Raw genomic sequence first — 25,079 nt, 5'->3', positions numbered from 1 at the left:
TTAGATGAAGCAAATTAACTTACTCAAACACCCGTATCCGTCTCCGCCCGCCGCTGAATGTGAGGTTTTATGAAATCCTTTTCCAAAGCGGAGTAAAGATTATGGGGAATGAGCAAAAATTGATGGGATGTGCAGATATTCTAGCGGGCGGAGGTGAGATGAGACAGCTGATGCGATCGCTTGACTGGTCAAATACTGCAATTGGTGATGTAGAGACTTGGCCCCAAAGCTTGAAAACTGCGGTTCAGATTATTTTGGGTTCCCGTTACCCCATGTTTGTTTGGTGGGGAACCGATTTGATCAACTTTTACAACGATGCTTACATTCCCGTTTTAGGTCAACGTCATCCCCAAGCACTAGGTCAGCCAGCTTCCCAGGTATGGGCGGAGATTTGGGATACCTTAGGGCCGCAAGCTGAAGCTGTGCTGCAAAAAGGGCATTCTTCGTGGAATCAGGAATTGCTGTTAGTAATGCAGCGCAATGGCTACCCAGAAGAAACCTACTTTACCTTTTCCTACAGTCCCGTTCCCCAAGATGATGGTACTGTGGGTGGGGTCTTCTGCGCCTGCACTGAGGAGACTCTTCGCGTTGTCGGCGATCGCCGCTTACACATTTTGCGAGAACTAGCTGCGAATAGCGCAGAGGCGAAAACCGTCGAAGATGCTTGTGAAATTTCCGTCAAAACCTTAGATCGTAGTCTCTATGATGTGCCCTTTGCCCTGCTGTATTTGTTAGATGATACACAAACGCGGGCACGGTTGATGGGTGCAACTAGATTAGCCCCAGGAACCCCAGCCAGTCCCCAAGAAATTGAGATAGGATCGGCAATATGCGATCGCTGGTCATTACCTGCTGTCCTTGCTGCTGGTAAAAGTCAGTTAGTAGATTTGGTAAAATCAGAATTTGCGGATCTACCTGGTGGTGCTTGGCCTGAGTCACCAAAAAATGCTGTAGTTCTACCCCTCACCACCCCCGGACAAGACCGCAAGAGCGGATTTTTGATTGCTGGTATCAGCCCGCGCCGCCAGTTTGACGATGATTATCAAGGATTTTGGGATTTAGTAACCGGACAGATTACCACTGCGATCGCCAACGCCCGCGCCTATGAAGCCGAACGTCTCCGCGCCGAAGCACTTGCAGAAATCGATCGCGCCAAAACCGAGTTTTTCAGTAACGTCTCCCATGAATTTCGCACCCCATTAACCTTGATGTTGGGGCCGATTGAGGATGCATTATCTGATTTTGATGCTTCCTTACCTCCTGTGCAACGAGAACGAATTGAAATTTTGCAGCGCAATGCACTGCGGTTACTAAAATTAGTCAACACCCTACTCGATTTTTCCCGCATTGAAGCAGGGCGAATTCAGGCAGTTTATGAGCCGACAGATTTAGCCACCTTGACTGCTGAATACGCCAGCGTATTTCGCTCCACAATTGAACAGGCGGGAATGCAGCTCATTGTGGATTGTCCCCCATTACCAGAAGAAATTTATATAGATCGGGAAATGTGGGAAAAAATAGTATTTAATCTGTTATCAAATGCATTTAAATTTACATTTTCCGGGACAATTACAGTTAAATTACATTATTTTCAAAATTACGTTGATTTAGTTGTTGAAGATACAGGCATAGGCATTCCATCTGAAGAAATTCCCCATTTATTTCAGCGATTTCATCGAGTTAAAGGTGCCCAAGGACGGAGTTTTGAAGGCTCAGGTATAGGATTATCCCTGGTGCAAGAATTCGTAGAACTTCATTGTGGTACGGTTACCGTCACCAGTGTTTTAGGCGCAGGAAGTTGTTTTATCGTCGCCATTCCCACAGGATCTCATCATTTGCCAAAGGAAGCAATCTGCGCCCGTCGCACATTAACTTCAACAGCTTTAGGCGCAACCCCTTATGTAGAAGAAGCTCAACGCTGGATACCGGAAGAGAGCAGGGGGAGTGTGGGAGATAAGGGAGATGAGGGGGATGAGGGAGATGAGGGAGATGGAATTATCTACTCATCTGTACCTCAAGAAGTTCGCATTCTGTTGGCTGATGATAATGCTGATATGCGCGAATATCTCCAGCGGCTGTTGAGTTCCTACTATCAGGTGGAGACGGTTGGAGATGGGAATGCGGCATTGAATGCGGTGCGGCAAAATCCACCAGATTTGGTGCTAACAGATGTGATGATGCCAGGAATGGATGGTTTTGAATTACTGCGATCGCTACGTTGCGATCGCAAAACTCAAGATATCCCAATTATTTTATTATCAGCTAGGGCGGGGGAAGAATCGCGAATTGAAGGATTAGCCGCTGGAGCCGATGATTATATCGTCAAGCCATTTTCTGCTAGAGAATTACTCGCCCGTGTCGAAGCCAGTCTCAAATTAGCCCAAATGCGACAAGCGGCACAAGTGCGCGAACAAAGCTTAAGAATACAAGCCCAAACTGCACTGCGCGATCGGCAGCTGATAGAAGCATCTCTGCGTGAAAGCGAAGAACGCTTTCGCCAAATGGCAGAAACAATCGAAAGCGTCTTTTGGCTAGCCGATGCAAATTCACAAAAAATACTTTATATCAATCCTGCCTATGAGCAAATTTGGGGGCGTTCCTGTGAAAGCCTCTATCGCGATTTCAGCAGTTGGATAGCAACGATTCACCCCGATGATCGCCAGCAAGTGCAAATTGCCACAGAAGAATGCTTAGATAAAGGTAATCATACAGAAGAATATCGCATTGTCCGCCCTGATGGTACGATTCGCTGGATACGCGATCGCAGTTTTTTAGTCCGCGATGGCAATGGACAACCATATCGGATTGCTGGAGTTGCCGAAGATATTAGCGATCTCAAACAAGCCGAGCAAGAACGTGAAAAATTACTCATGGGCGAACGCGCCGCCCGGGAAGCAGCAGAAAAAGCCAGCCGCATCAAAGATGAATTTCTCGCCGTCCTCTCTCACGAATTACGCTCCCCCCTCAACCCGATTATTGGTTGGTCACAATTATTACAAAATGGCAAACTCAACCCCAGCAAAACTGCTGAAGCACTGGCAACAATCGAGCGCAATGCCAAGTTACAAGTACAACTAATTGACGATTTACTGGATGTCTCGCGCATTATCCAGGGGAAATTGGTTTTAAATGCCATACCCCTGGATTTGGGGAGCGTCATTTTATCAGCCTTGGAGACAGTGCGATTAGCTGCCGATGCTAAGTCATTAGAAATTTACACAAATATTACCCCAAAGGTCAGCGTCATCGGTGATGCAACGCGATTACAACAAATTGTGTGGAATATTTTAGCCAACGCCGTGAAATTTACCCCATCAGGTGGAAAAATAGAAGTTGGTTTAACCTGTGTGGGCAGTAATGCCCTTCTTCAGGTGCGAGACACAGGCAAAGGTATTAGTGCTGAGTTTCTGCCCTATGTATTTGAGCATTTTCAGCAAGAAGACGGCTCCATCACTCGTAAATTTGGGGGTTTGGGGTTGGGATTAGCGATCGCCCGCCAACTTGTAGAACTGCATGGAGGTACTGTAGCAGTGGATAGCCCCGGTGAAGGAGAAGGCGCAACTTTTAGAGTGCAAATTCCCCTATCCTTAGATCTATTGCCCACACCAGCTTTAACAACAACAGATGAGCAAGCCTTAAATCTCAACGGTATCCATATTTTAGTTGTGGACGACGATGCCGACTCCCGCAATTTGATCGCTTTTGTCCTCAGACAACACCAGGCAAAAGTAACAGCAACAGCATCAGGAAAAGAAGCACTTCAGGCTTTAGTGCAAGCAATTCCAGACATATTAATTAGTGATATCGGTATGCCGGAAATGGATGGCTACATGCTCATGCAAAAAATTCGGGCTTCACCACAAGGCAAATCTATTCCCGCGATCGCCTTAACTGCTTATGCTGGAGAAGTTAATCAGCAAAAAGCGATCGCCGCCGGTTTCCAAAGACATATCGTTAAACCAGTCGATCCTCATGCAGTCGTGGCGATCACTGTCGAGTTAGTTCGGCAACAACAAATACAAGAAGCTAGGAGCTAGGATCTAGGGGGGATGAGGGAGACAAGGGAGACAAGGGAGACAAGGAGGACAAGGGAGACAAGGGAGCAGAGGAAGCTCTTGAGACAACTGACAAATGCCCAATGCCTAATACAAATAACCAAATACCAATGACAAATGACCAATGACTATTGACAACTGACAAATGACTAAAAATGAGTTCCGAATTGGACTAGCGGCTATATTTATTTTCTCACTTGCCTTGCGTTTTTGGCAGTTAGATAGATTCAATACCCTAGTATTTGATGAAGTTTACTTCGCCAAATTTGGGAATAATTATCTCACCCATACTCCCTTTTTTAATGCTCATCCACCGTTGAGTCAATATATTATTGGTATTGGCATTTGGCTGGGTAAGCATGTTCCTTTTTGGCAACAACCAGTTAATGGTTTAGCAGGTTCTTTACTATCTCCTTGGAGTTATCGTTGGGTAAATGCTCTGACTGGCTCATTTATTCCTTTAGTAGTTGCCGCAGTTGCCTATCAAATTAGTCATCGTCGTAGTTTTGCTTTGCTAGCAGGCTTTTTCACAGCTTGTGATGGCATATTTCTCGTTGAGTCTCGCTATGCTCTGAATAATATTTATATTGTAATTTTTGGTTTATTAGGGCATTGGTTTTTATTATTATCCTTAGAAAATCAAAAACAGCGACGTGCTTTATGGTTAATTGCCGCTGGTATTAGTTTTGGTGCGTCAGTTGGCACAAAATGGAATGGTTTATGGTTTCTTTTAGGTGCTTATTTAATTTGGCTAACAGCTTGGCTAGTGCGGTTGTTACATTCTTATCAAAATAAGCAAGCCATTGATGCCGAAAAAGCTCCAAAACTGCAAACACCACTACAAAAGCTAACTCAGCTAAATATTTTGCAGATGGGGTCTTATTTAGGAATTATCCCGGCGTTAATCTACAGCCTCATCTGGATTCCGCACCTGCAACTAGATAAAAGCTATGGTTTTATCGAAGTACATCGACAAATTTTAAACTTTCACCTGCACATGGGTGGTAATACTCCAGATGTGCATCCTTATTGTGCTGCTTGGTATAAATGGCCTTTGATGACTCGCCCAATGGCTTATTATTATCAAACAGCTCGTGATTTTACCGATCCACTACCGATAATGGGGCCTAATTTACCTCCTGCTGATGGACAGGTAATTTATGATGTTCATGCAATGGGTAATCCTTTTTTGTGGTGGACTGGTATGGCTGCTATGTTGTTTTTAGTCGGATGGCTATTGTCAAAATTGGCGATTGTTGGGAAAAAACGTCAGCAGTTTTCTGTACCTGCAAATCTGGAAGTTGATACTTGGATTGCTTTATTTTTAGTCTTAAATTATGCTGCTAATTTATTACCTTGGGTAAAAGTAACTAGGTGCGTTTTTATTTACCACTATATGTGTGCTGTAGTGTTTGTCTTTTTAGCGATCGCTTGGTTTGTCGATCAATGTCTGCGCAGTTATCATCGCGAATTGCGCGCCTTCGGTGTCACAATTACTTTTCTCATTTTGGCAGCTTTTATCTTCTGGATGCCAATTTATTTGGGCTTACCTTTAACTTCTGAGGGTTATAAACTGCGAATGTTGTTTAGCTCTTGGATTTAAATACCAATCAAAGTAGATGATTTACCTAGAACGCAAACAGAGCGATCGCTTCTGTGAACGTCACAGTGTAAATTTTTGTAACCTTTGCCAGACGATTTGGATAAAAGTCACAATTACCGTTCGATAGTTTTTAGAGAAATTACGATTCTCACAAACCTATGAACGAGCAACAGCTTCAAGAGCTAGCTCTACAAGCCCAACAACAAGCCCTAGAAACAACTACTAGACGGATAACTTTATCAAAACTAATCGATGGTATATACCGCTCAGGTAAACTTTCCCGCCCATATAAAAGTCAATTTCCAGGAGTTTATGAACAAATTTATCAAGAAGCTTTACAAGATCTATTTTTGTATATCTGTAAAAATATTGATAAGTATGACTCCCAACGAGCCTCATTTATGACTTGGGTAAATATGTTATTGAGTCAACGTTTTTTTAAAGAGGCTATTCCCAAAATAATTGGTAAAGTCAATGAAATTCCGGTAGAAAACTCTGTCTTAGAAAACCTGGAAGATTTGGCATTTGACAATACCGAGTCCGAGGATAATTATATCTCTGCTTTTCAAAAAATCAAACGATATATAGAAATAGACCCCAAAGGGATTTTTAAACAAACATATATCAAAAAATATCCCCAAGCAAATTTTCAAGAAATTGCTATCAAAAGATGGTTAGGTATATCTTGGAAAGATATTTCCCAAGAATTGAATATTCCCGTAGCCACATTAAGTAATTTTTATCAGAGAAATTTAGAAAAATTTCGCGACGATCTTAAAGATTTATCTGGTGTTAAAGACTTAACTTAAAGGAGACAAATGATGAGTGAAATGGCAACTATTTCTACATTTACAGGTCCGATATCGACCGTTGCTCACAGGCTAGCACAAGCATGGTCAAGACAACAAGGAACTCCGGGAAAAAGTCAGCAGGTTTTTTTTAATACTTTGTCTGTATCTTTCATGAATTTCTATCTAGAATGTATGGGTTTTGAAACTGACATAGAAGCGAGTGACAGTTGGAATCCGGTAGAACAAACTCTGATGGATGTAGCTGATTTATTGATTAAAAATTTGGGTAAATTAGAATGTCGTCCGGTGTTAGAAAATGCACAATTTGTTTATGTACCACCAGAAGTCCAATCAAACCGAATTGGCTATGTAGCTGTAGAAATAAGTGCATCTTTCCAATCAGCCAAGTTGTTAGGATTTGTCAAGGAAGTATCAATTGATAACTTACCTATCAACCAACTACAACCCATAGACAATTTACTGCAACATCTAGAATTTCTGGAATTACAAACCAATCAATTATTGCCGCAAAATTGGGATTTATCTCATCAAAATACCGTTGAATTACAAAAATGGTTTGAGAATATTTTTGCATCTGGTTGGTCAACAATTGAATCTATATTATCAACTGAAACAGCTTGGCAATTTAGAAGTGGGGAAGAGGAAGTTAAAAAATATGTTGAGCGGGCTAAGTTGATTAATTTTGGCATCAAAGCCAACAGGGGAACAGTAGGAATAGTTGTTAAAGTCAGTCATGATGAAAACAACTGCGACGAAATGAAAATTATTGTCGAGTTACATCCAATTAATCATCAAGAACACTTACCAGACTTTCTTCATGTCATGATTTTAGATGAAGAGGGCACTGCTGTTATGGAAGCTAAAGCTCAAAAAGAACACAAAAAAATTACATTGGAGTTTAACGCTACTGTGGGAGATAATTTTAGTGTCAAGATAGCTTTAGCAGATGTTAGTATAATAGAAAATTTTGCAGTTTGAAAATTTAAACCCATTTTTTCAGTAAATAATTTTTGATATACTGGCACTTGTAATTTGTCAATTTTCAAAGCATTTGAATTAATTATTGACGGTTGACGGTTGACGGTTGACGGTTGACGGTTGACCATTTTTTGAATTCAAAATTCAAAATTCAAAATTCTGTTAGGAATAATAAGAATAATTTTGAATTAATTAATTCTGGTTACAAGCCCCCACTGATTGTAATTTTGAATTGATAATTTTGAATTTTGAATTGTTTTGACGGTTGACTATTGACTATTGACTATTGACTATTGACTGTTGACTGTTGACTGTGAACAATAGCTTCGGGAATATTTTTTTACGAGTAAGTCCGTGTAATTAAATAAGTATTGATTTTACTATGGTTACGCCAGACATGACATGAGTGATATCAAATGCGACTAATTAGGGATAATTCCTGAATCTATGCATAAAACCTAAAAACCTTTCCCCCCAGCCCCCCTTGCGGACATGATATGAAGGTTATAGATTGCAATTAAACATCAAATTTTGGCAAAATTTCTGAGGAAAGGTGTAACTTAATAGAAATGCTGATTTTTTTTGCTAGCAATGACAAAGTTGGTTGCTTTAAAGCTAGATGGCGATTTACAGCAGGGTGTACGAGTAACCCTTTCCATAGCCAATGAAGGTGTTAGTCCACATAAAGAAGTCACTGGTAATCTACCAGCAGTTGTTTCCTTGCAGACAACAATTGATCAGTGGCGATCGCACTACCGTAGTTTGGGAAGTGACAATCGCGGTATCAAAGCTATAAAAGTTACTTACGATGCTTCCATTACTCAGAATTACGAAAATTGCCAAAAATCAGCGAAGGAGTTACAAACACAATTAAATAACTGGCTGCGTTCCGAATCATTTCGCCCCATCCGCGAAAGTTGGTTAAAGGAATTACCAGAACAAGAATTGGTGAGGGTGCTAATTCGCACATCAAGTCAGCAGTTGCGACAAATACCTTGGCATCTTTGGGATTTAGTGGAAGAATACCCCAATGCCGAAATAGCTTTGAGTGCAACCGATTATCAAAAAGCAATAACAACAAAAACCCCTACCAAAAGAGATAAAGTAAAAATTCTGGCGATTTTGGGCAACAGTACTGGTATTGATGTGGAAACAGACCGAAGGTTACTCAACAGTTTACCAGATGCCGATGTAACTTTTTTAGTGCAGCCCCAACGTCACGAAATCAGCGATTCCTTGTGGGAGAAATCTTGGGATATTCTGTTTTTTGCAGGTCATAGCCAGACAATAGGAGATAGTGGTCGAATATATATTAATGAAAATCAGGAAAGCTTAACTATTGATGACCTCAAATACGGCTTGAAAAAAGCGAAAAGCAACGGTTTAGCTGTAGCAATTTTCAATTCCTGTGATGGTTTGGGATTAGCGTCTGATTTAGAAGCACTACAAATTCCCCAAATTATTGTCATGGGGGAACAAGTACCTGATAAAGTAGCACAGGTATTTTTAAAGCATTTTTTAGAGAATTTTGCTGCGGCTGGTAAATCTTTATATCAAGCAGCCAAAGAAGCAAGGTTAAAGTTGCATGGACTTGAAGATCAATATCCCTGTGCTTCTTGGTTACCAGTAATATGTCAAAATGCCGGTACAGCCCCACCAAGTTGGTTAGACTTAGGTCGTCGTCCCACAGACATTATTCCCTATCGTGGTTTGTTTGCCTTTAAAGAAGAACATGCACAGTTCTTTTTTGGGCGGGAATCTTTCACAGATATATTGATAGCTGCGGTGCAAAATCAACCCTTGGTGGCGGTGATTGGTGCTAGTGGTAGCGGTAAATCTAGTCTGGTGTTTGCAGGTTTGGTCAAGCGTCTGCGAGATACTGGTAACTGGGATATTGTTGACTTTCGTCCCGGTTCCAAACCTTTGTTTAATTTGGCAAATGCCCTTTTTTCCCACAAATTAACCGATTTTAATGCAGATGCTCGTCAAAAAGGGTCACCACCACCTGTACTCAGCCGCACTGAATGCTTGCAGGAAATTAGAAAACTTGCTAGCCACCTGGCTGAGTGTGAAAATAAGTTGCGAGATGTGGTAGATGATCTTCTTCAACAAGATCCCAACCAGCATTTGTTGCTCATTGCCGATCAATTTGAAGAACTTTACACCCTTTGCACAGATGCACAAGAGCGTCAAGCTTTTCTCGATAGATTACTAGAAGCAATCAAGAATCGGCCTAATTTTACTTTTGTCCTGACTCTTAGGGCAGATTTTTTAGGACAAGCATTATCTTATCGTCCCTTTGCTGATGCTTTGCAGTATGCAGACTTAAAACTTAGTCCGATGACAAACTCGGAATTGCAAGCGGCGATAGAAAAGCCAGCTTCATTGCTGGGGGTAAGAATAGAAGACGGGCTTGCTGAACGCATAATTTCCGAGGTGAGTGCAGAACCAGGGGATTTACCTTTATTAGAGTTTGCCTTAACTCAACTGTGGGCAAAACAGCTTGATGCCCAGTTAACCCATCCTGCTTATGATGAAATTGGCAAAGTAGAAGCAGCATTGGCTCGTTATGCTGACCAAGTATATAACCAGCTTTGCTTCGAGGACAAAGAAAGGGCACAGCGAATCTTTATTCAACTGGTGCATCCAGGAGAAGGAACCGAAGATACCCGCCGCCTCGCTATCCGTGCTGAGGTGGGTGAAGAGAATTGGGATTTGGTAACTCGCTTAGCTGATGCGCGGTTGGTAGTTACCGGATGGGATGAAAAAACAGGTTTAGAAACAGTAGAGATTGTCCATGAAGCCTTGATCCGCAGTTGGGAAAAATTACATCAGTGGATGCAACAAGACCGGAATTTTCGCCAATGGCAAGAACTTTTGCGGATAGCAATGCGTACTTGGGAAAGTAGCGGCTTTGATGAAGGGGCACTTTTAAGGGGAAAGCCGCTTACTGATGCGGAAGATTGGCAGCAAAAACGTCCTCACCAGTTAAGCAAATCCGAGCAAAATTTTATTTTAGAAAGTTTGGCACTCAAAGATCGCGAGAAACAGGAACGGGAACGCCAACGACGCAGAGCTATGATCGGGCTGACTGGTTTTTCAGCAGTTGCCTCGATTCTAGCTGGAGCCGCTGCATTGGGGTGGTCGTTTACAGAATTTCAAAGACAACAAACCATTAATGGTTTGACAACTGCTTCACAAGAACTATTTGACTCAAATAAAGAATTTGATGCCCTGCTGACAAGCATAAATGCAAGCAAGCAACTCAAACAGTCAGCATTCGGGATACATTCCGAGATGCAGTTTCAAGTGAAAGTTGCATTGCAACAAGCAATTTATGGGGTAAAAGAGCGAAACCGCTTAGAAGGACACAACAGTGGTGTTTTTAGTGTTACCTTTAGCCCGGATGGACGAATGCTGGCTTCTGGTAGCCGTGATAGTACTATCAAACTATGGGAGACTGGCACAGGCAAAGAAATTCGCACATTAACTGGGCACAAAGATACAGTCTCTGTTGTTAGTTTCAGTCCGGATGGGCAGTTGCTAGTTTCTGCCAGTAACAGTGACAAAACTGTTAAACTCTGGGATGTCTCCACTGGTAAAAATATCTTCACCTGGAATGGATATCAGGCTGACGGCAATGGTAACAAAGGTGTCAGTTTCAGTCCGGATGGGCGATCGCTAGCTGTTGCAAGTATTAACAACACCATCCAACTGTGGGATGTTGCTACTCGCCAACAAATAGCCACCTTTACCGGACATAGCGGGACAGTCAATGGCGTAAGTTTTAGCCCGGATGGAAGATTACTCGCTTCTGCCAGTTTTGATCGTACGGTCAAACTCTGGGATGTTGCCACACACAAAGAAATATCCACCTTGACTGGGCATAATGCTTGGGTCTTTGGTGTTAGTTTCAGCCCGGATGGACGAATACTGGCTTCTGGCGCTGATGGCGGTGGTGTTAAACTGTGGGATATTGCCACACGCAAGGAAATTAGCCATCTCTCTGGTTTTTCTGGGCGGGTCACAAATCTCAGCTTTAGCCGGGATGGGCAACAGTTAATTGCTAGCGGTTTTAACAATGCCATTAAAATTTGGAATGTAGCTACACGCCAAGAAATATCCACCTTGACTGGACATCGCAATAATGTCAATAGTGTTAGTTACAGTCCTGATGGGCAATGGTTAGCTTCTGCTAGTAGCGACTATAGCATCAAGCTTTGGTATATCGCCCAGCGTCAAGAAATCAAGACTCTTTATGGAGGTAATGTCAATGTCAGCAGCGTTAGTTTCAGCCCAGATGGACGGTTACTGGCTGCTACTAGTAAAGAGTACAACAGAGTTAAACTATGGGATGTCGCTACTGATAAAGAAATCCCTAACAACATTCAGCATAGTGATTGGATTGAAAGTATAAGTTTTAGCCCCGATGGGAAAAAGTTAGTCTCTGGCAGTTGGGACAATACTGTGAAACTGTGGAATGTGGCTACTGGTAAAGAAATCCCTAGCAATATGCGGCACAACCTTTGGGTTACAAGTGCAAGTTTCAGCCCAGATGGGAGACGGTTAGCTTCCGCTAGTTGGGATAATACAGTCAAACTGTGGGATGTTGCTACAGGCAAAGAACTTTATACCCTTACAGGTCATAGCAGTGTAGTCTTTAGCCCCGACGGAAAAATACTAGCTTCTGCTAGTAGCGATCAAACTATAAAACTGTGGGATGTCGCTACAGGCAAAGAACTTGCTACCCTCACCGGATCTAAGACTGAGGGGGGAAGCGTCAGTTTCAGCCCCGACGGACAAATGCTGGCTTTTGGTGGCGATAAAACTATCGTATTATGGGATGTCGCCACCCGCAAAAAAATCGCTACCCTGACCGGACACAAGAGTGAGATTAACAGTGTTAGTTTTAGCCCAGATGGGCGATCGCTTGCTTCGGGCAGCAAAGACAATAACATAATACTTTGGGATATTGCCACCCGCAAACAAATCAACATCTTCAATCCCAGATCTGAGATTTATAGCCTCAGTTTTAGCCCCGATGGGCGACAGTTAGCTTCAGGAACTGCTTCCGGAAGAGTAATTTTGTGGAATTTAGAAAAATCGAATTCCACTCTTGAAGATCTACTAGCACAAGGTTGCAATTGGCTGCATAGCTATCTGGAGAATAACCCCAATGTTAGCAACAGCGACAAGCAACTGTGCAATGGAATTGATGATACGAAATAACGAATTACAGCAGTTTTCACGTATTTGAACCACATCTATATAATAGTGCGATTATCAAAGCACATATTTATTTTTTTAGATTTTTTTGTTTATTTTAAAATAAAAATACCAAAGTAAAGTACCCCGATGGGTACTTTTTTTATGTAGTTTCGTCGTCATAAAAGTACCCATCAGGGTAATACCATTTTATCTAAATTTATGCTGAATTTAAGACCTAAAGCGACTTTTGGTATTATCTAAACTTTTGTTACAAGTCTGCTTTATTTCAGATAAAGAAGTTTTTTTTTGACCGAGTAATTTGTAGAGCAACCTCGAAATGAAAGGAAGCAAAAAATAAATATTAGGAAAAATTATGAGCGATTTTTTATTAATTAATGCTGAAAGCCAGACTAAAAAACTCTTAATGAAATATTTGGAAAACGCAGGGTTTGAGGTTGTTGGCATGGAAAATGGTATTGTTCGTGTTCAGCTAGCACAGGAGAAATTGTCTACCACTGAGGAAAGTATAAAATTAAACAATACTCAATCCATATTTCCATCTATTCCCCGACTGCGTGAGGTCTTTGAGTTCATTGAATTGAATTATCATCAAAATATTAAACTAAAAGAAGTAGCTCAAGCAGTCGGCTATTCCTCAGCCTATTTAACCGACTTAGTGCGAAGACTTACCGGGAAAACGGTCAATAATTGGATTATCGAGCGCCGACTAGCAGCAGCAAGCACCTTGCTTTTAGAAACTAATTACTCCGTTGATGAAATTGCCTTAAAAGTAGGTTATCAAAATATCAATCATTTCTACTGCCAGTTTCGCGATTACTATAAACATACTCCCCGTGCTTGGAGAGAAGCACAGCGTTCTCGGCATTCTTATAACTGCACATAAAATCTTACCTATTAAGTTCTAATTAATCAACTAATATATTATCTCAATGCCTACTAGATTATGTTATTTACGAATCTAGTATTTTTTATGTGAAGATTTATGGTAGTTATCAACTCTCAACCTTAGTAAATGCTTATAAAAACTTAAATATTTGATTTACATTTTCTGGTTTTGCAGAAAATCTAAAAATACTTAATGTTTAATTATAATTAAACAAAAAAATAGTTAATTATCAATAACATTGCATCGAAATACTATGTATATAGGCAAAGGAAAGACTACAGCGTATATAACGGTTTTGGGATGGTTGAGGTACAGTTTTAAATCGCAAAGCCTGTAGGGGCGGGAAAACCCCGCCCCTGGTTGTATTGCATCCTTGTATATTTTTGAGAAATGCAATGCTTGAGAATTCGCATTTTTGTAGGATAAATTAAGTAAGCGTTCATAATAGTTTAAATGCTACTGTGAAAATGTTTATATATAGATGCTTAATTAAAAAATACTAAATTTGAGCTTTACCAAGTTGTAAATTATTGCGGCAGTGAGTAATTGTTTCGGCAGTTGCTCACTGCTTTTTCTATAAATGGTTTTATATTCATCAATTTGGCTTGACTAAACAATATACATATTATCTGGACAAGAATCAAGCAAGCATCACTAACTAAAAATAATTAACTATCGCTTCTCTGAGTACCTAAAAATAGTTAATTATCAATCCAAGGAATCAAGAATAATATTGGTATTACGAAAGAACGAAAGGGTTAACAAACACGCTAACCACAATGTTCAACAAAACTAACTTATCAAAGGAGAAAAACATGGCTAAAAAACAGAATGAAGGTCTTCCTACCACACATAAAGTTGAACAAGGTGACAGTTTTTCTGATATTGCCCAAGCCTACTACGGAGATAGCAATCAGTATAAAAAAATTATCGATGCTAATGGCGGTATCGACCCCAAACTTTTACAAGTTGGCACAATACTTACAATTCCTGCTTAACAGATTTAAAAGACTTGTAAACATAGCTGCTTCTAATAGCAGTTATTAAAAATGCAGAAGGTTAGAAACTAAAACTGACCTTCTGTAACCAACATTTGCTAATGGATTCATATTGGACTGAAAAAAGCCAAAGTAACTACTTTTCAAATTTTGGAGCGTTAATTATGTCAGTCGAAATTTTTATAGATTCCCAATTCTCTGGACGCGCATCAGGTTCTCTCGATCAAGACTATTCTTATGTTGGAGATTTTTGGAATGACAAAATATCTTCGATTAAAGTTTACTCCGGCACTTGGGAATTTTTTGAGCATCAAGACTTCCAAGGGCGAAGTTTTCGGCTTACGCCTGGTGAATATGCTTGGGTCACCAATGAATGGAATGATAAGATTTCATCCTTCAAACAAGTCGGACAAGGTACTCCATCTGTTCCGTCAGGCGGTGGTATGGCACAAGAGATATTGAACGCCCACAATTCGTATCGAGCGCAAGTCGGTGTTCTACCCCTCACTTGGTCTGATACTTTAGCCCGTGATGCTCAAGAGTGGGCAAATTACCTCAGTTCTAACAGAAAACCTCTCGAACATAGTCAACAGAGGAAAGGACAAGGAGAAAACCTTTGGATGGGAACATCACGCCGCTTTAGCTTCACACAAATGGTTGGAAGTTGGGGGAATGAAAAGCAGTTTTATAACGGTGATGTTATCACTCAAAGCAATATTGAAAAATTTGGTCACTATACTCAAATGGTTTGGAGAAATACTACACAAGTTGGATGTGCTTGTGTAGACGGTCCTGATGGAAACGCTCGACTTGTTTGCCGCTACAATCCTTCAGGAAATTTTATTGATCAAAGGCCTTACTAAAATTATTTGTCTTTTTGATAGAGATCGACCAAATTTAGATTTGGACTCAAGCATTGCAAGGCTTTTAGACTTCTCATCAAAGAAGTCTAATGGCAGATTTATTGCAAGTTAAATGTGGCACAGCTTATTTAGCGAAAGGAGTAGAAAAATGGGATTTTCTCAAGATTATTCAAACGTTCCTGACTGGGTATCTAAAAGCGAAGGATACCAAACCGGAGCAATGGTTAAATATCAAGGAAATATCTTTTATGCAAACTTTTGGGCTTCAGAACCTGGCGTAGGAGATGCAGAACAAAATGGTTGGCGATTTTATGATGAGTTATATGATGTAACACCTCACACTCCAACTGAGCAAGCCAAAATAATAGCATATATTCCTACATGGCGTAAAAAAGAAGGCTTTAACTATACCAATGATGAGATATATCAATACATTACTCATGGAATAGTCGCTTTTTTAATGTTTAGCGAGACAAATCTTGGTGAGTTTGACACCAATTCAGTCAATGATGTTAATGCAATTCTTGCAGATGTTGTTAATACTGGGCATCAAAACGGTACGAAAATTTCAATTGCACTGGGAGGTGCAACTGATTATGGATTTCTTAATTTGATGACATCTATAGGAAATAATCCGGCGAATCCACTACTCGATCAAGCAGTACAAAATGTAGTCAATTTTGTGAACTCGAACAATTTAGATGGTGTAGACCTAGATTTAGAATGCTGGTGGGGTAAACCGGGTGAACAGGAGCAGGGAGGAAGAACAAAAAGTGAAGGACCTCATCCGGCTGGATATGCTTTGACTTTGTTTGCACAAAAATTAAAGCAAGCTATGCCTGACAAGTTAGTTTCAGCTGCTGTCTTTGGGACATCATGGTATGGAAATAATTATGATTCCAAAATAGCTGATTATGTGGATTGGCTAGGAGTGATGACATATGATTTAACTGGCTCATGGAATAACTCTCCAGTAGGTCCACATTCAGCCCTTTTTAAAATAAGAAATCAGGAGTCTTCTAAAATACGTAACCAAGAGTTTTATCAGGAGTCCTACATTCAGGAGCAACAGGGAGAGTGGCCTGGTGATGGGAATGTTAATAATCCGATTCTTTCAGTGGAAGATACGCTTTGGTACTGGACAAATCCATTATTTGTCAACGGGCAAGGTAGTGGACACAACATACCCAGAAATAAGATAGCAGCAGGTGTGCCGATATATGGATATGACTTTGCCTATGGTAAAGATCCAGACGACCTCAGTGGTCAAGTACCTCCCGGATATAAGTCAATTAAGTATAAAGACATCCTGAGTCAATTTCCTGATGCTCATCAAGCTCCCAATGGCAATATTAAAGTGTCGGGAAACACACCAAGACCTCCTTTCATCTCAGCTTCAGGAAACTACCCCTATGCTCACAATATCTACTTTGAAACTCCAGATACTGCTGTTACCAAATTAAAATTTTTGAAAGACGTAGGATGCCAGGGTGTGATTATTTGGGAGCTTTCCAATGATGTTTGGGAAGAAGCAAAAAGCATTATTAAAGCGCTTTACAAAAATTCAGGTAACACCGAGTTAAGAACACCAATATTAAGAGCAAATCTATCAAAGCAAACAAGTTTTCCTCTAATAAGTTTAGAGTTTACTAAAGATACACAAGTACCAAATGTAGGTATATCAGGTTCCCCTGCTGTGGCAGTGTTTAATAACAAGATTTATTGCTTCCATGAAGGATCTCATAGCAATCAAGAACTATGGTATACCACTTTTGATGTAAGCAACTGGGAAAATGACAAACTAATACCTAATGTAGGTATATCTGGCTCGCCCTCACTAGCAGTATTTAATAACAGACTTTACTGCTTTTATCAGGTAGGAGTAGATATCATAGAAGGTTTTGATTCGTTTACTAAAATGGAATTATGGTATAGGAGTACTGTAGATGGAAGCAACTGGGAAAATGATCAGAAAGTACCAAATGTAGGTATATCAAATTCTCCTGCTGTGGCAGTATTCAATAACAAACTCTACTGCTTCCATGAGGGAGCTTACAGTAATCAAGAACTATGGTATACCACTTTTGATGGAAGCAACTGGGAAAATGATCAGAAAGTACCAAATGTAGGTATATCAGGTTCCCCTGCTGTGGCAGTATTTAATAACAAGATTTACTGCTTCCATGAAGGATCTCGCAGCAATCAAGAACTATGGTATACCACTTTTGATGGAAGCAACTGGGAAAATGATCAGAAAGTACCAAATGTAGGTATATCAGGTTCCCCTGCTGTGGCAGTATTTAATAACAAGATTTATTGCTTCCATGAAGGATCTCGCAGCAATCAAGAACTATGGTATACCACTTTTGATGGAAGACAGTGGGAAAATGACAAACTAATACCTAGTGTAGGTATATCTGGACCGCCAGCACTGGCAGTATTTGAAGACAAACTTTACTGCTTCCACCAGGGATTTAATGAAAATGGGGAATTGTGGTATACCGTCTTTAGTGATGTCGCCCCTCAGACAAAGAAGTGGCCAAGCACGATTATCTTAGTACACGGCTACGCAGACAGTCGCCGACCTGTGGGGGACAATGCGAACAAAAACAAAGGCCAAGAAGACAACTTCTGGTACTGGCAGGGCATGTACTCGGATAAAACAGAAAGCTACGATGTTCCCAATGCGCTGATCAATGCTGCCAAGGCGGATGGTGAGCAGGTGACGATCAAGGCCGCAAACTGGGATGGCCGTAGCACCATCGAAAATTCCGTCCATTATCTTATTGACGTGCTGGATCGCTACTGCACTGGTTCCAACACCTGCGACTTGGTCGGGCACAGCACTGGCGATGCTATCATCGGCTACGTGCTGGACAAGTTTCAGGAGACTCACCAATGGAACGTTCGCACTGTGTTCGTTGCGGGCGGTGCGGGCGGAGGGACTGAGGTCTCCGACTGGCCAGACCCTCGTAATTTTTTCTCAAATGGAGATCCGGTCGTCAAGCAACTCGTGCCCAAGACAATGCGCGAACTATACAACCACAACATGCGAGGATACTACGCAAATGTCCCCAACATCCGCTTTGTCGGGGCTGGTACGAAAAGGGACGAAGCTAACAACATTACCTACAGCTTTTTTGCGAGTTTTGTCCGTGGCCAGAGCGATGGGCTGGTGCCCTTTCACTCTCAGGGTGGGGTGAGCGAGATGGAGTACGATCTGGTCAACCAAGCGTATGATGCCTACTGTATCAAGAAGCATACAGGTCTCGTCTATTCATGCGGTCAACTCAACCTGTACCCACAACTAGCCGAGCGCTGGACTTACCAGAAATACCAGGAAATATCCCTCTTCCACGGCTTCAACATCCAGATGATTGATGATGGCAAGTTCTACAACCACAGCGATGAGGTCGGCCGCCTAGCAGAGTGGATTATCCGCTACAAGCATGACCAAACGCCGTGGTACTCCTCAAAGATGCTTCCCGTACAAGACAGGTTTCTCGTACAATCGATATTCTTCACGTACAAAATAAAATCTGTTTTAAGCGGAAAAGTAATAAATGTACAAGGTGGCTCACATGACTCTGGTGCCGACATCATCCAATATGATGATAATGATGATAACCATCTGGGCAGCCAGTGGTATTTTAATCATGTCGGAGGATACGTATATAAAATTACTTCTGCATTGAGTGGGCTTGAACTGAATGTTAAAGGGGGTTTACGTGACAATGGGACTCAGATCATTCAATATCAGCAAAGTGACGACGACAATAGTAAATGGAAATTAGATATTGATGGAGAGAGTAATAACTATAAAATTATCTCAGTACTAAGTGATAAGGTTTTGACCGTGCAAGGCGACTCGATCGTTCAGTATGACGATCAATATAATCCCGGAAACATATGGAAACTCGTACCTGTGCAACCTAGGATTGCTCACGATGACGATAGTGTGGTACCTGACGATATTATAATAATGCCTTAAAACTCAAGTGCGATCGCCTGTTTTTCCAAGCTCTTGTATATACAATCTTAAAAGTCAGGCGATCGCTGGTATTTTATTTTGTCGGTGCCAAATCAAAACTGGGATGCACTCTAAATTAAATGGCATTAGCTGATTAAAAACTTAAACATTAAAAATTATGTATTTTTTTAATCGCCCAGGCGATCGCCTGTTCATCATTTAATTTTGCCGTACTCAGCAGTTATAATGCTGACTATGCTGACATTATTACCTATTAAATTTTGTTATAGTTGCTAACTGCAAGCTTCTTTTTACACAACTACACATTTAGCGGTTTATTTAATCACCTAGTTTTCATATATCTTATCTCTACACGAGTTTACTGCCTGTTAAACTGTGAATTGCAAAGCAGAAAAGGGAGATACTGCGCAATGCTACTGAAAATTTCCACATTCTCAGCATCCAAATCATTAAGCTAGCGCAGTGCATCGGGAATAAAATATAAATAATGATATATAAACTGTAATTTATAAGTTTTTTCGCATTGGCATTGTTTATTCCCCGCCTCTGGCAATTGGGAAATTGGAATCCTAATATTACTTAGGACAAGATTCCTACCGAGGTATTAATCTCACTATCTGTAACTGAATTGTCAACATCATCAGTACTGTGCAACCTTCAGTAAGTAATTCACACTTATTGATACTCTACTTTTGATGCTCCCGTCCTCTAGAGGAGAATCGTAATGGTAAGAGAATTAGAATTACAAGGCATTAATGTCAGTAGCTTAAAAGAAGCAGCAATACATATTCATAGTCAAATTCAGTCTCATGGTGTTCTGTTTGTCTTAGAAGAACCTGAGCTAAAAATATTACAAGTTAGCAATAATACATGGAATGTTTTCGGCATATTGCCGGAAAATATTTTGCAAACAAAATTAGAGGAACTACTCGATCCCTTCCAAATCGAAAGAATTAAAGCAGGTCTATTAGAAGGAAATCTTGATTATATCAATCCGACTAAAGTATGGGTGAGAAAAAAGGGTGATGAATACGTAGTATTTGATGCGATTTTTCACCGCAATCCAGAAGGATTTTTGATTTTAGAATTAGAACCGGCTATTTCCCAAGAAAATATCCCCTTTCTCAGCTTTTATCATTTAGCTAGAGCTTCTATTAACCAATTAGAAAAAACAACTAATCTCCGCGATTTCTGTCAAATAATTGTCCAGGAAGTCCGCAAAGTGACTGGATTTGACAGAGTCATGCTATATAAGTTTGACGAAGATGGACATGGCTGTGTTATCGCTGAAGAAAAGTTAGACAGCATGGAACCATACTTGGGTTTACACTACCCAGAGTCAGATATTCCCAAACCAGCGAGAAAATTATTCACTTCTAATTTTATCAGAATCATCCCAGATTCCTATGGGGAACCTGTACAAGTGATTCCAGTTAAGAATCCCATTAGTCAAAGTCCGATTGATTTAACCAATTCAATTCTGAGAAATGCTGCTGCTTGTCATTTAGAGTACTTGCACAACATGGGTGTAGGTGCTTCTTTGACTATTTCTTTAATTAAAGATGGTAAACTCTGGGGTTTAATTGCTTGTCATCATCAAACACCGAAATATGTTTCTTATGAATTGCGGAAAGCCTGCGAATTTTTAGGAAGAGTAATATTTACAGAAATCTCCGCCAGAGAAGAAACAGAAGATTATGACTACCGGATGAATTTGGCATATATTCAGTCAGTTTTGATGGAATATATGTCCCAAGAAGAAAACTTTATTGATGGGTTAGTTAAACACCAGCCAAATCTTCTAGATTTAACGAGTGCGCAAGGTGCAGCTGTATGTTTTGGGGATAATTGCACAGTTATTGGCGAGACTCCCAAAGAAGAAGATTTGAATTTTTTAGTCCAATGGCTAAAGAATCATGTCAATGAAGAAGTATTCTATACAGATTCTCTACCACAGCTTTATCCAGATGCCGAAAAGTTTAAAAACGTCGCCAGTGGTTTGTTAGCGATTCCCATTTCCAAGCGGAATTATGTATTGTGGTTTCGACCGGAAGTAATTCAAACGGTAAATTGGGGTGGTAATCCCAATGAAGCGTTTGAAGTTAACCAATCAGCAGGAAATTTGCGCCTTGTTCCCCGCAAATCATTTGAATTGTGGAAAGAAACGGTGCGGTTAACTTCCTTACCTTGGCAATTTGTGGAAATCAAAGCAGCCTTGGAACTGCGCAAAGCTATCATTAATATTGTCTTGCGCCAAGCCGATGAACTAGCCCAGTTAGCGCAAGATTTAGAACGTTCTAATGCGGAATTGAAAAAGTTTGCCTATGTCGCTTCCCATGATTTACAAGAACCGTTAAATCAAGTAGCAAACTATGTGCAGCTATTAGAAATGCGCTACGAAGACGAACTTGACGAAGACGCAAAGGAATTTATTAACTTTGCCGTTGAGGGAGTTAGTTTAATGCAAACGCTGATTGATGATGTACTAGCATACTCTAAAGTAGATATGCAGGCGATCGCCTTTGGGCTAACAGAGGTCGAAGCACCACTCAATCGCGCCCTCAGCAATTTGCGTGGACGCATCCATGAAACTGGAGCGATAATTACCCACGACCCCTTACCCACTGTGATGGCTGATAGTACACAATTAATGCAGCTATTTCAAAACCTGATCGCCAACGCCATCAAATTCCGCAGCAACAAACTACCACAAATCCACATCGGAGCCGAAAGATTAGAAGATGAGTGGTTGTTCTCAGTACGGGATAACGGTATTGGACTAGATCCCAGATTTAGCGATCGCATTTTCGTCATCTTTCAGCGTCTACACACCAGAGAAGAATATCCCGGTACAGGCATGGGCCTAGCAATCTGTAAAAAAATTATAGAATGTCATCGGGGACGAATCTGGGTAGAGTCACAGCTAGGTGCGGGTGCAAGCTTCTACTTTACGATTCCAGTCGGAGGCCGCGAGCGTGAGCGTAGAAACGGAAGAAAAACACAAAACAATCTTTTTGGTTGAGGACAATAAAGCTGATATCCGCTTAATCCAAGAAGCACTGAAAAAAAGTACAGTCCCACATCAAGTGGTAATAGTTAGGGATGGCATGGACGCTATGGCTTATTTACGCCAAGAAGGTGAATATGCTGATTCTCCACGCCCTGACCTGATTCTCTTGGATTTAAACCTACCCAAAAAAGATGGTCGTGAGGTACTAGCAGAAATTAAAAGCGACCCCAAACTCAAACGTATACCAGTAGTTGTGCTGACAACATCCCGCAACGAAGATGATATTTTCCACAGTTACGATTTGCATGTAAATTGCTACATCACTAAATCTCGTAACCTGAGCCAGCTGTTTCAAATCGTCAAAGGTATTGAAGAGTTTTGGCTCTCTACTGCCACATTGCCCTCGGAGTAGGGGGATGAGGGGGACAAGGGAGACGAGGGAGTGTGGGGAGTGTGGGGGGTGTGGGAGAGTGAAAGAATTAAATATTATCTGTTCATCTCCCCACCCTTCCCCCTCTCCCCGCTCTCCCCCATCTCTTCCCCATGCCCCATGCCCCATGCCCAATGCCCCATGCCCCATGCCCCATGCCCATTTTCAAAAAGGAGGTAATATCAGGAAATGATGGCGACAGGCTCAGTAAAAATCTTGTTGATTGAGGATAACCTAGCAGAAGCGAGATTGTTACAAGAGTTTCTGAAGCAAGCCCAATCCAAAGACTTTAGTGTAGTTCATGTTCAGCGCTTGCAGAATGCGCTTCAGGAATTAACTAAAGACAGAGCATTATGCTCTTATGATGTCATTTTGTTGGATCTAACCCTACCTGATAGCGAAGGATTATCATCCTTGCCAACATTGATTGATTATGCGCCTAAGCTACCAATTGTTGTGCTTACAAATACCAATGATGAAGCACTAGCAATTGAAGCAGTCAGACAAGGCGCACAAGATTATTTGGTGAAGCGACAGGTAAATGTTGAGGTGTTAGTTCGCTCTATACATTATGCGATTGAACGCAAGCAAGTATTAGAATCATTACGGACAACGAATAAAACATTAGAGACCAGAGTTGAACAACGCACAGCCGAACTGGTGAAAGCTCAAGAAATCAACCAGTTCAAATCTGAATTTGTTTCTATGATCTCCCATGACATCCGCAATCCTTTAAATACGATCCTCCTAGCTGCTGGCTTGCTACAAAATAGCGATGACAAATTAACCAAAGAGAAAAAAAGTTCTCATTTTCAAATGATTCGCTCAGCAATCAAAAACATGGCGCAGCTATTGGATGAAGTTTCGCTAATCGGTCAAGCGGATTCAGGTAAACTTCACTGCGAACTCATCTCCATAGATTTACAGAACTTCTGCCGTTATCTAATTGAGGAAGCGCAACTCACTACTGGGGAAAAGCAGATAAATCTTGTGTTTACAAGTGTAGGAGAATTTAGAGATGCTCTCTGGGACGAGAATCTCCTACGGCATATTTTAGGTAATTTGCTGACTAATGCAATTAAATATTCACTACCTGGTGGTACAGTTAAGTTTGAACTAATTGGTCAAGAACAAGCGATCGCCTTTCGGATTCAAGATTACGGGATTGGCATTCCCGAACCAGACCAGAAGCGCTTGTTCCAACCATTTCAGCGGGCAGAAAACGTCGGTTCTATTCCTGGTACAGGCTTAGGTTTAGCAATTGTGAAAAAGTGCGTAGAAGCACATGGCGGTGAGATTTTACTCGAAAGCAAAGAGGGAGTGGGTACTACCTTTATTGTTGTGCTACCTTTGCTGTCGTTGTGAAGGCAGGAGGCAGCGCCTCTCTTCTCCCAAGGGGAGACGCTCCGCGAACGGCTCCGCTCGGCGACCGGGGCAGGGGAGCAGGGAAGCAGGGAAGCAGGGGAGCAGGAGACTTGAGTCAAGCTGAAGGCGCTCAGTATGAAGTAGGGGCGGGTTCACAGATATCCTCAATTATTCACGATATTTTGGATAAACCCGCCCGTACGAAATTACCCCACCCATAAAGGGATGGGGCATGAATTAAGGAAAAACTTATTTTTTTTCGCCCACAATTCCACTCGGCTCCTACTTCAATCACTTCATCCTAGCCTGCGGCAAGCCGCGGAGCGTCTACATCCTTCATCCTTCATCCTTTCTTTTGTCAAAAGCCTCGTTAATGGAGTTCAAAGCTTCGTTAATGGAGTTCAAAGCCTCGTTAATGAAGTTCAAAGCTTCGTTAATGAAGTTCAAAGCCTCGTTAATGAAGTTCAAAGCCTCGTTAATGAAGTTCAAAGCCTCGTTAATGAAGTTCAAAGCCTCGTTAATGGAGTTACAAAGCCTCGTTAATGAAGTTCAAAGCCTCGTTAATGAAGTTCAAAGCCTCATTAATGGAGTTCACAGCCTCATTCACCGAGCAAAAAGCCTCGTTAATGAAGTTCAAAGCCTGGTTAATGGAGTTCAAAGCCTCATTAATGGAGTTCAAAGCCTCGTTAATGAAGTTCAAAGCCTCATTCACGGAGTGCAAAAGTTCATACCCCATGCCCAATGCCCAATGCCCAATGCCCCATGCCCAATGCCCCATGCCCAATGCCCCATACCCCATGCCCAATAAAAACTGTACGATTAACAGGAAAACATATTTCTTTTTTAAGAGCTGAGAGCA

At 41.2% G+C, this 25,079-nt stretch carries 14 protein-coding genes; 13 read left to right on the top strand and 1 reads right to left on the bottom strand.

Annotation, left to right across the window (positions count from 1 at the left end; all coding sequences use genetic code 11):
• Window positions 1–101 precede the first annotated feature (101 nt).
• The 12 genes from AACU32_RS32735 (at window position 102) to AACU32_RS32680 (ending at window position 24,220) form a co-directional block, all read left to right on the top strand.
• Complete coding sequence (locus AACU32_RS32735; RefSeq protein WP_096606062.1) at window positions 102–4,037, top strand: ATP-binding protein; 3,936 nt, start codon at window positions 102–104, stop codon at window positions 4,035–4,037.
• Between the two features lie 163 nt (window positions 4,038–4,200).
• Window positions 4,201–5,658 (top strand): dolichyl-phosphate-mannose--protein mannosyltransferase, encoded by a 1,458-nt coding sequence (locus tag AACU32_RS32730; protein ID WP_096606060.1) that lies wholly within the window; start codon window positions 4,201–4,203, stop codon window positions 5,656–5,658.
• Between the two features lie 158 nt (window positions 5,659–5,816).
• Window positions 5,817–6,467, top strand: coding sequence for a hypothetical protein (locus tag AACU32_RS32725; RefSeq protein WP_096606058.1), 651 nt, complete (start codon window positions 5,817–5,819; stop codon window positions 6,465–6,467).
• A 9-nt stretch (window positions 6,468–6,476) separates the two neighbouring features.
• Window positions 6,477–7,448 carry a DUF1822 family protein gene (locus AACU32_RS32720; protein ID WP_339378476.1) on the top strand — a complete coding sequence of 324 codons (972 nt, stop codon included), beginning with the start codon at window positions 6,477–6,479 and terminating at the stop codon, window positions 7,446–7,448.
• Between the two features lie 591 nt (window positions 7,449–8,039).
• Window positions 8,040–12,677, top strand: a complete 4,638-nt coding sequence (locus AACU32_RS32715; protein WP_096606056.1) for an nSTAND1 domain-containing NTPase — start codon at window positions 8,040–8,042, stop codon at window positions 12,675–12,677.
• A gap of 352 nt (window positions 12,678–13,029) precedes the next feature.
• The gene (locus AACU32_RS32710) at window positions 13,030–13,560 is read left to right on the top strand and encodes a helix-turn-helix domain-containing protein (protein WP_096606054.1); all 531 of its coding nucleotides are present in this window, start codon (window positions 13,030–13,032) and stop codon (window positions 13,558–13,560) included.
• Window positions 13,561–14,378: 818 nt separating this feature from the next.
• The gene (locus AACU32_RS32705; RefSeq protein WP_339378475.1) at window positions 14,379–14,561 is read left to right on the top strand and encodes a LysM peptidoglycan-binding domain-containing protein; all 183 of its coding nucleotides are present in this window, start codon (window positions 14,379–14,381) and stop codon (window positions 14,559–14,561) included.
• A 164-nt stretch (window positions 14,562–14,725) separates the two neighbouring features.
• Window positions 14,726–15,424 (top strand): CAP domain-containing protein, encoded by a 699-nt coding sequence (locus AACU32_RS32700; RefSeq protein WP_339378474.1) that lies wholly within the window; start codon window positions 14,726–14,728, stop codon window positions 15,422–15,424.
• Between the two features lie 148 nt (window positions 15,425–15,572).
• Complete coding sequence (locus AACU32_RS32695) at window positions 15,573–19,415, top strand: glycosyl hydrolase family 18 protein (RefSeq protein WP_339378473.1); 3,843 nt, start codon at window positions 15,573–15,575, stop codon at window positions 19,413–19,415.
• Between the two features lie 724 nt (window positions 19,416–20,139).
• Complete coding sequence (locus AACU32_RS32690; RefSeq protein WP_096606046.1) at window positions 20,140–22,437, top strand: sensor histidine kinase; 2,298 nt, start codon at window positions 20,140–20,142, stop codon at window positions 22,435–22,437.
• Window positions 22,391–22,837: a response regulator gene (locus tag AACU32_RS32685; RefSeq protein WP_096606044.1), complete on the top strand. Its 447-nt coding sequence runs from the start codon at window positions 22,391–22,393 to the stop codon at window positions 22,835–22,837. Before AACU32_RS32690 ends, AACU32_RS32685 begins: the two co-directional genes overlap by 47 nt.
• Before the next feature lie 210 nt (window positions 22,838–23,047).
• On the top strand, window positions 23,048–24,220 hold the full coding sequence (locus AACU32_RS32680) for an ATP-binding protein (protein WP_096606042.1): 1,173 nt from the start codon (window positions 23,048–23,050) through the stop codon (window positions 24,218–24,220).
• Between the two features lie 336 nt (window positions 24,221–24,556).
• On the opposite strand, the gene AACU32_RS32675 is transcribed toward AACU32_RS32680, so the two are convergent.
• Window positions 24,557–24,709 carry a hypothetical protein gene (locus AACU32_RS32675; RefSeq protein ID WP_339378472.1) on the bottom strand — a complete coding sequence of 51 codons (153 nt, stop codon included), beginning with the start codon at window positions 24,707–24,709 and terminating at the stop codon, window positions 24,557–24,559.
• Window positions 24,710–24,719: 10 nt separating this feature from the next.
• Between AACU32_RS32675 and AACU32_RS32670 the strand changes: the two genes are divergently transcribed.
• A complete protein-coding gene (locus AACU32_RS32670) occupies window positions 24,720–25,028 on the top strand; it encodes a hypothetical protein (protein ID WP_339378471.1) in 309 nt (102 codons plus the stop codon).
• Window positions 25,029–25,079: the final 51 nt, after the last annotated feature.

The organism is Calothrix sp. NIES-2100, from assembly GCF_963875285.1.
Lineage (GTDB): Bacteria > Cyanobacteriota > Cyanobacteriia > Cyanobacteriales > Nostocaceae > Aulosira.
This window is presented reverse-complemented; position numbering and strand designations above follow the sequence as displayed.

Coding starts and splice junctions, on each gene's coding strand:
- AACU32_RS32735 (WP_096606062.1), top strand. CDS start 102: ATGGGGAATGAGCAAAAATTGATGGGATGTGCAGATATTCTAGCGGGC.
- AACU32_RS32730 (WP_096606060.1), top strand. CDS start 4,201: ATGACTAAAAATGAGTTCCGAATTGGACTAGCGGCTATATTTATTTTC.
- AACU32_RS32725 (WP_096606058.1), top strand. CDS start 5,817: ATGAACGAGCAACAGCTTCAAGAGCTAGCTCTACAAGCCCAACAACAA.
- AACU32_RS32720 (WP_339378476.1), top strand. CDS start 6,477: ATGATGAGTGAAATGGCAACTATTTCTACATTTACAGGTCCGATATCG.
- AACU32_RS32715 (WP_096606056.1), top strand. CDS start 8,040: ATGACAAAGTTGGTTGCTTTAAAGCTAGATGGCGATTTACAGCAGGGT.
- AACU32_RS32710 (WP_096606054.1), top strand. CDS start 13,030: ATGAGCGATTTTTTATTAATTAATGCTGAAAGCCAGACTAAAAAACTC.
- AACU32_RS32705 (WP_339378475.1), top strand. CDS start 14,379: ATGGCTAAAAAACAGAATGAAGGTCTTCCTACCACACATAAAGTTGAA.
- AACU32_RS32700 (WP_339378474.1), top strand. CDS start 14,726: ATGTCAGTCGAAATTTTTATAGATTCCCAATTCTCTGGACGCGCATCA.
- AACU32_RS32695 (WP_339378473.1), top strand. CDS start 15,573: ATGGGATTTTCTCAAGATTATTCAAACGTTCCTGACTGGGTATCTAAA.
- AACU32_RS32690 (WP_096606046.1), top strand. CDS start 20,140: ATGGTAAGAGAATTAGAATTACAAGGCATTAATGTCAGTAGCTTAAAA.
- AACU32_RS32680 (WP_096606042.1), top strand. CDS start 23,048: ATGGCGACAGGCTCAGTAAAAATCTTGTTGATTGAGGATAACCTAGCA.
- AACU32_RS32670 (WP_339378471.1), top strand. CDS start 24,720: ATGAAGTTCAAAGCCTCGTTAATGGAGTTACAAAGCCTCGTTAATGAA.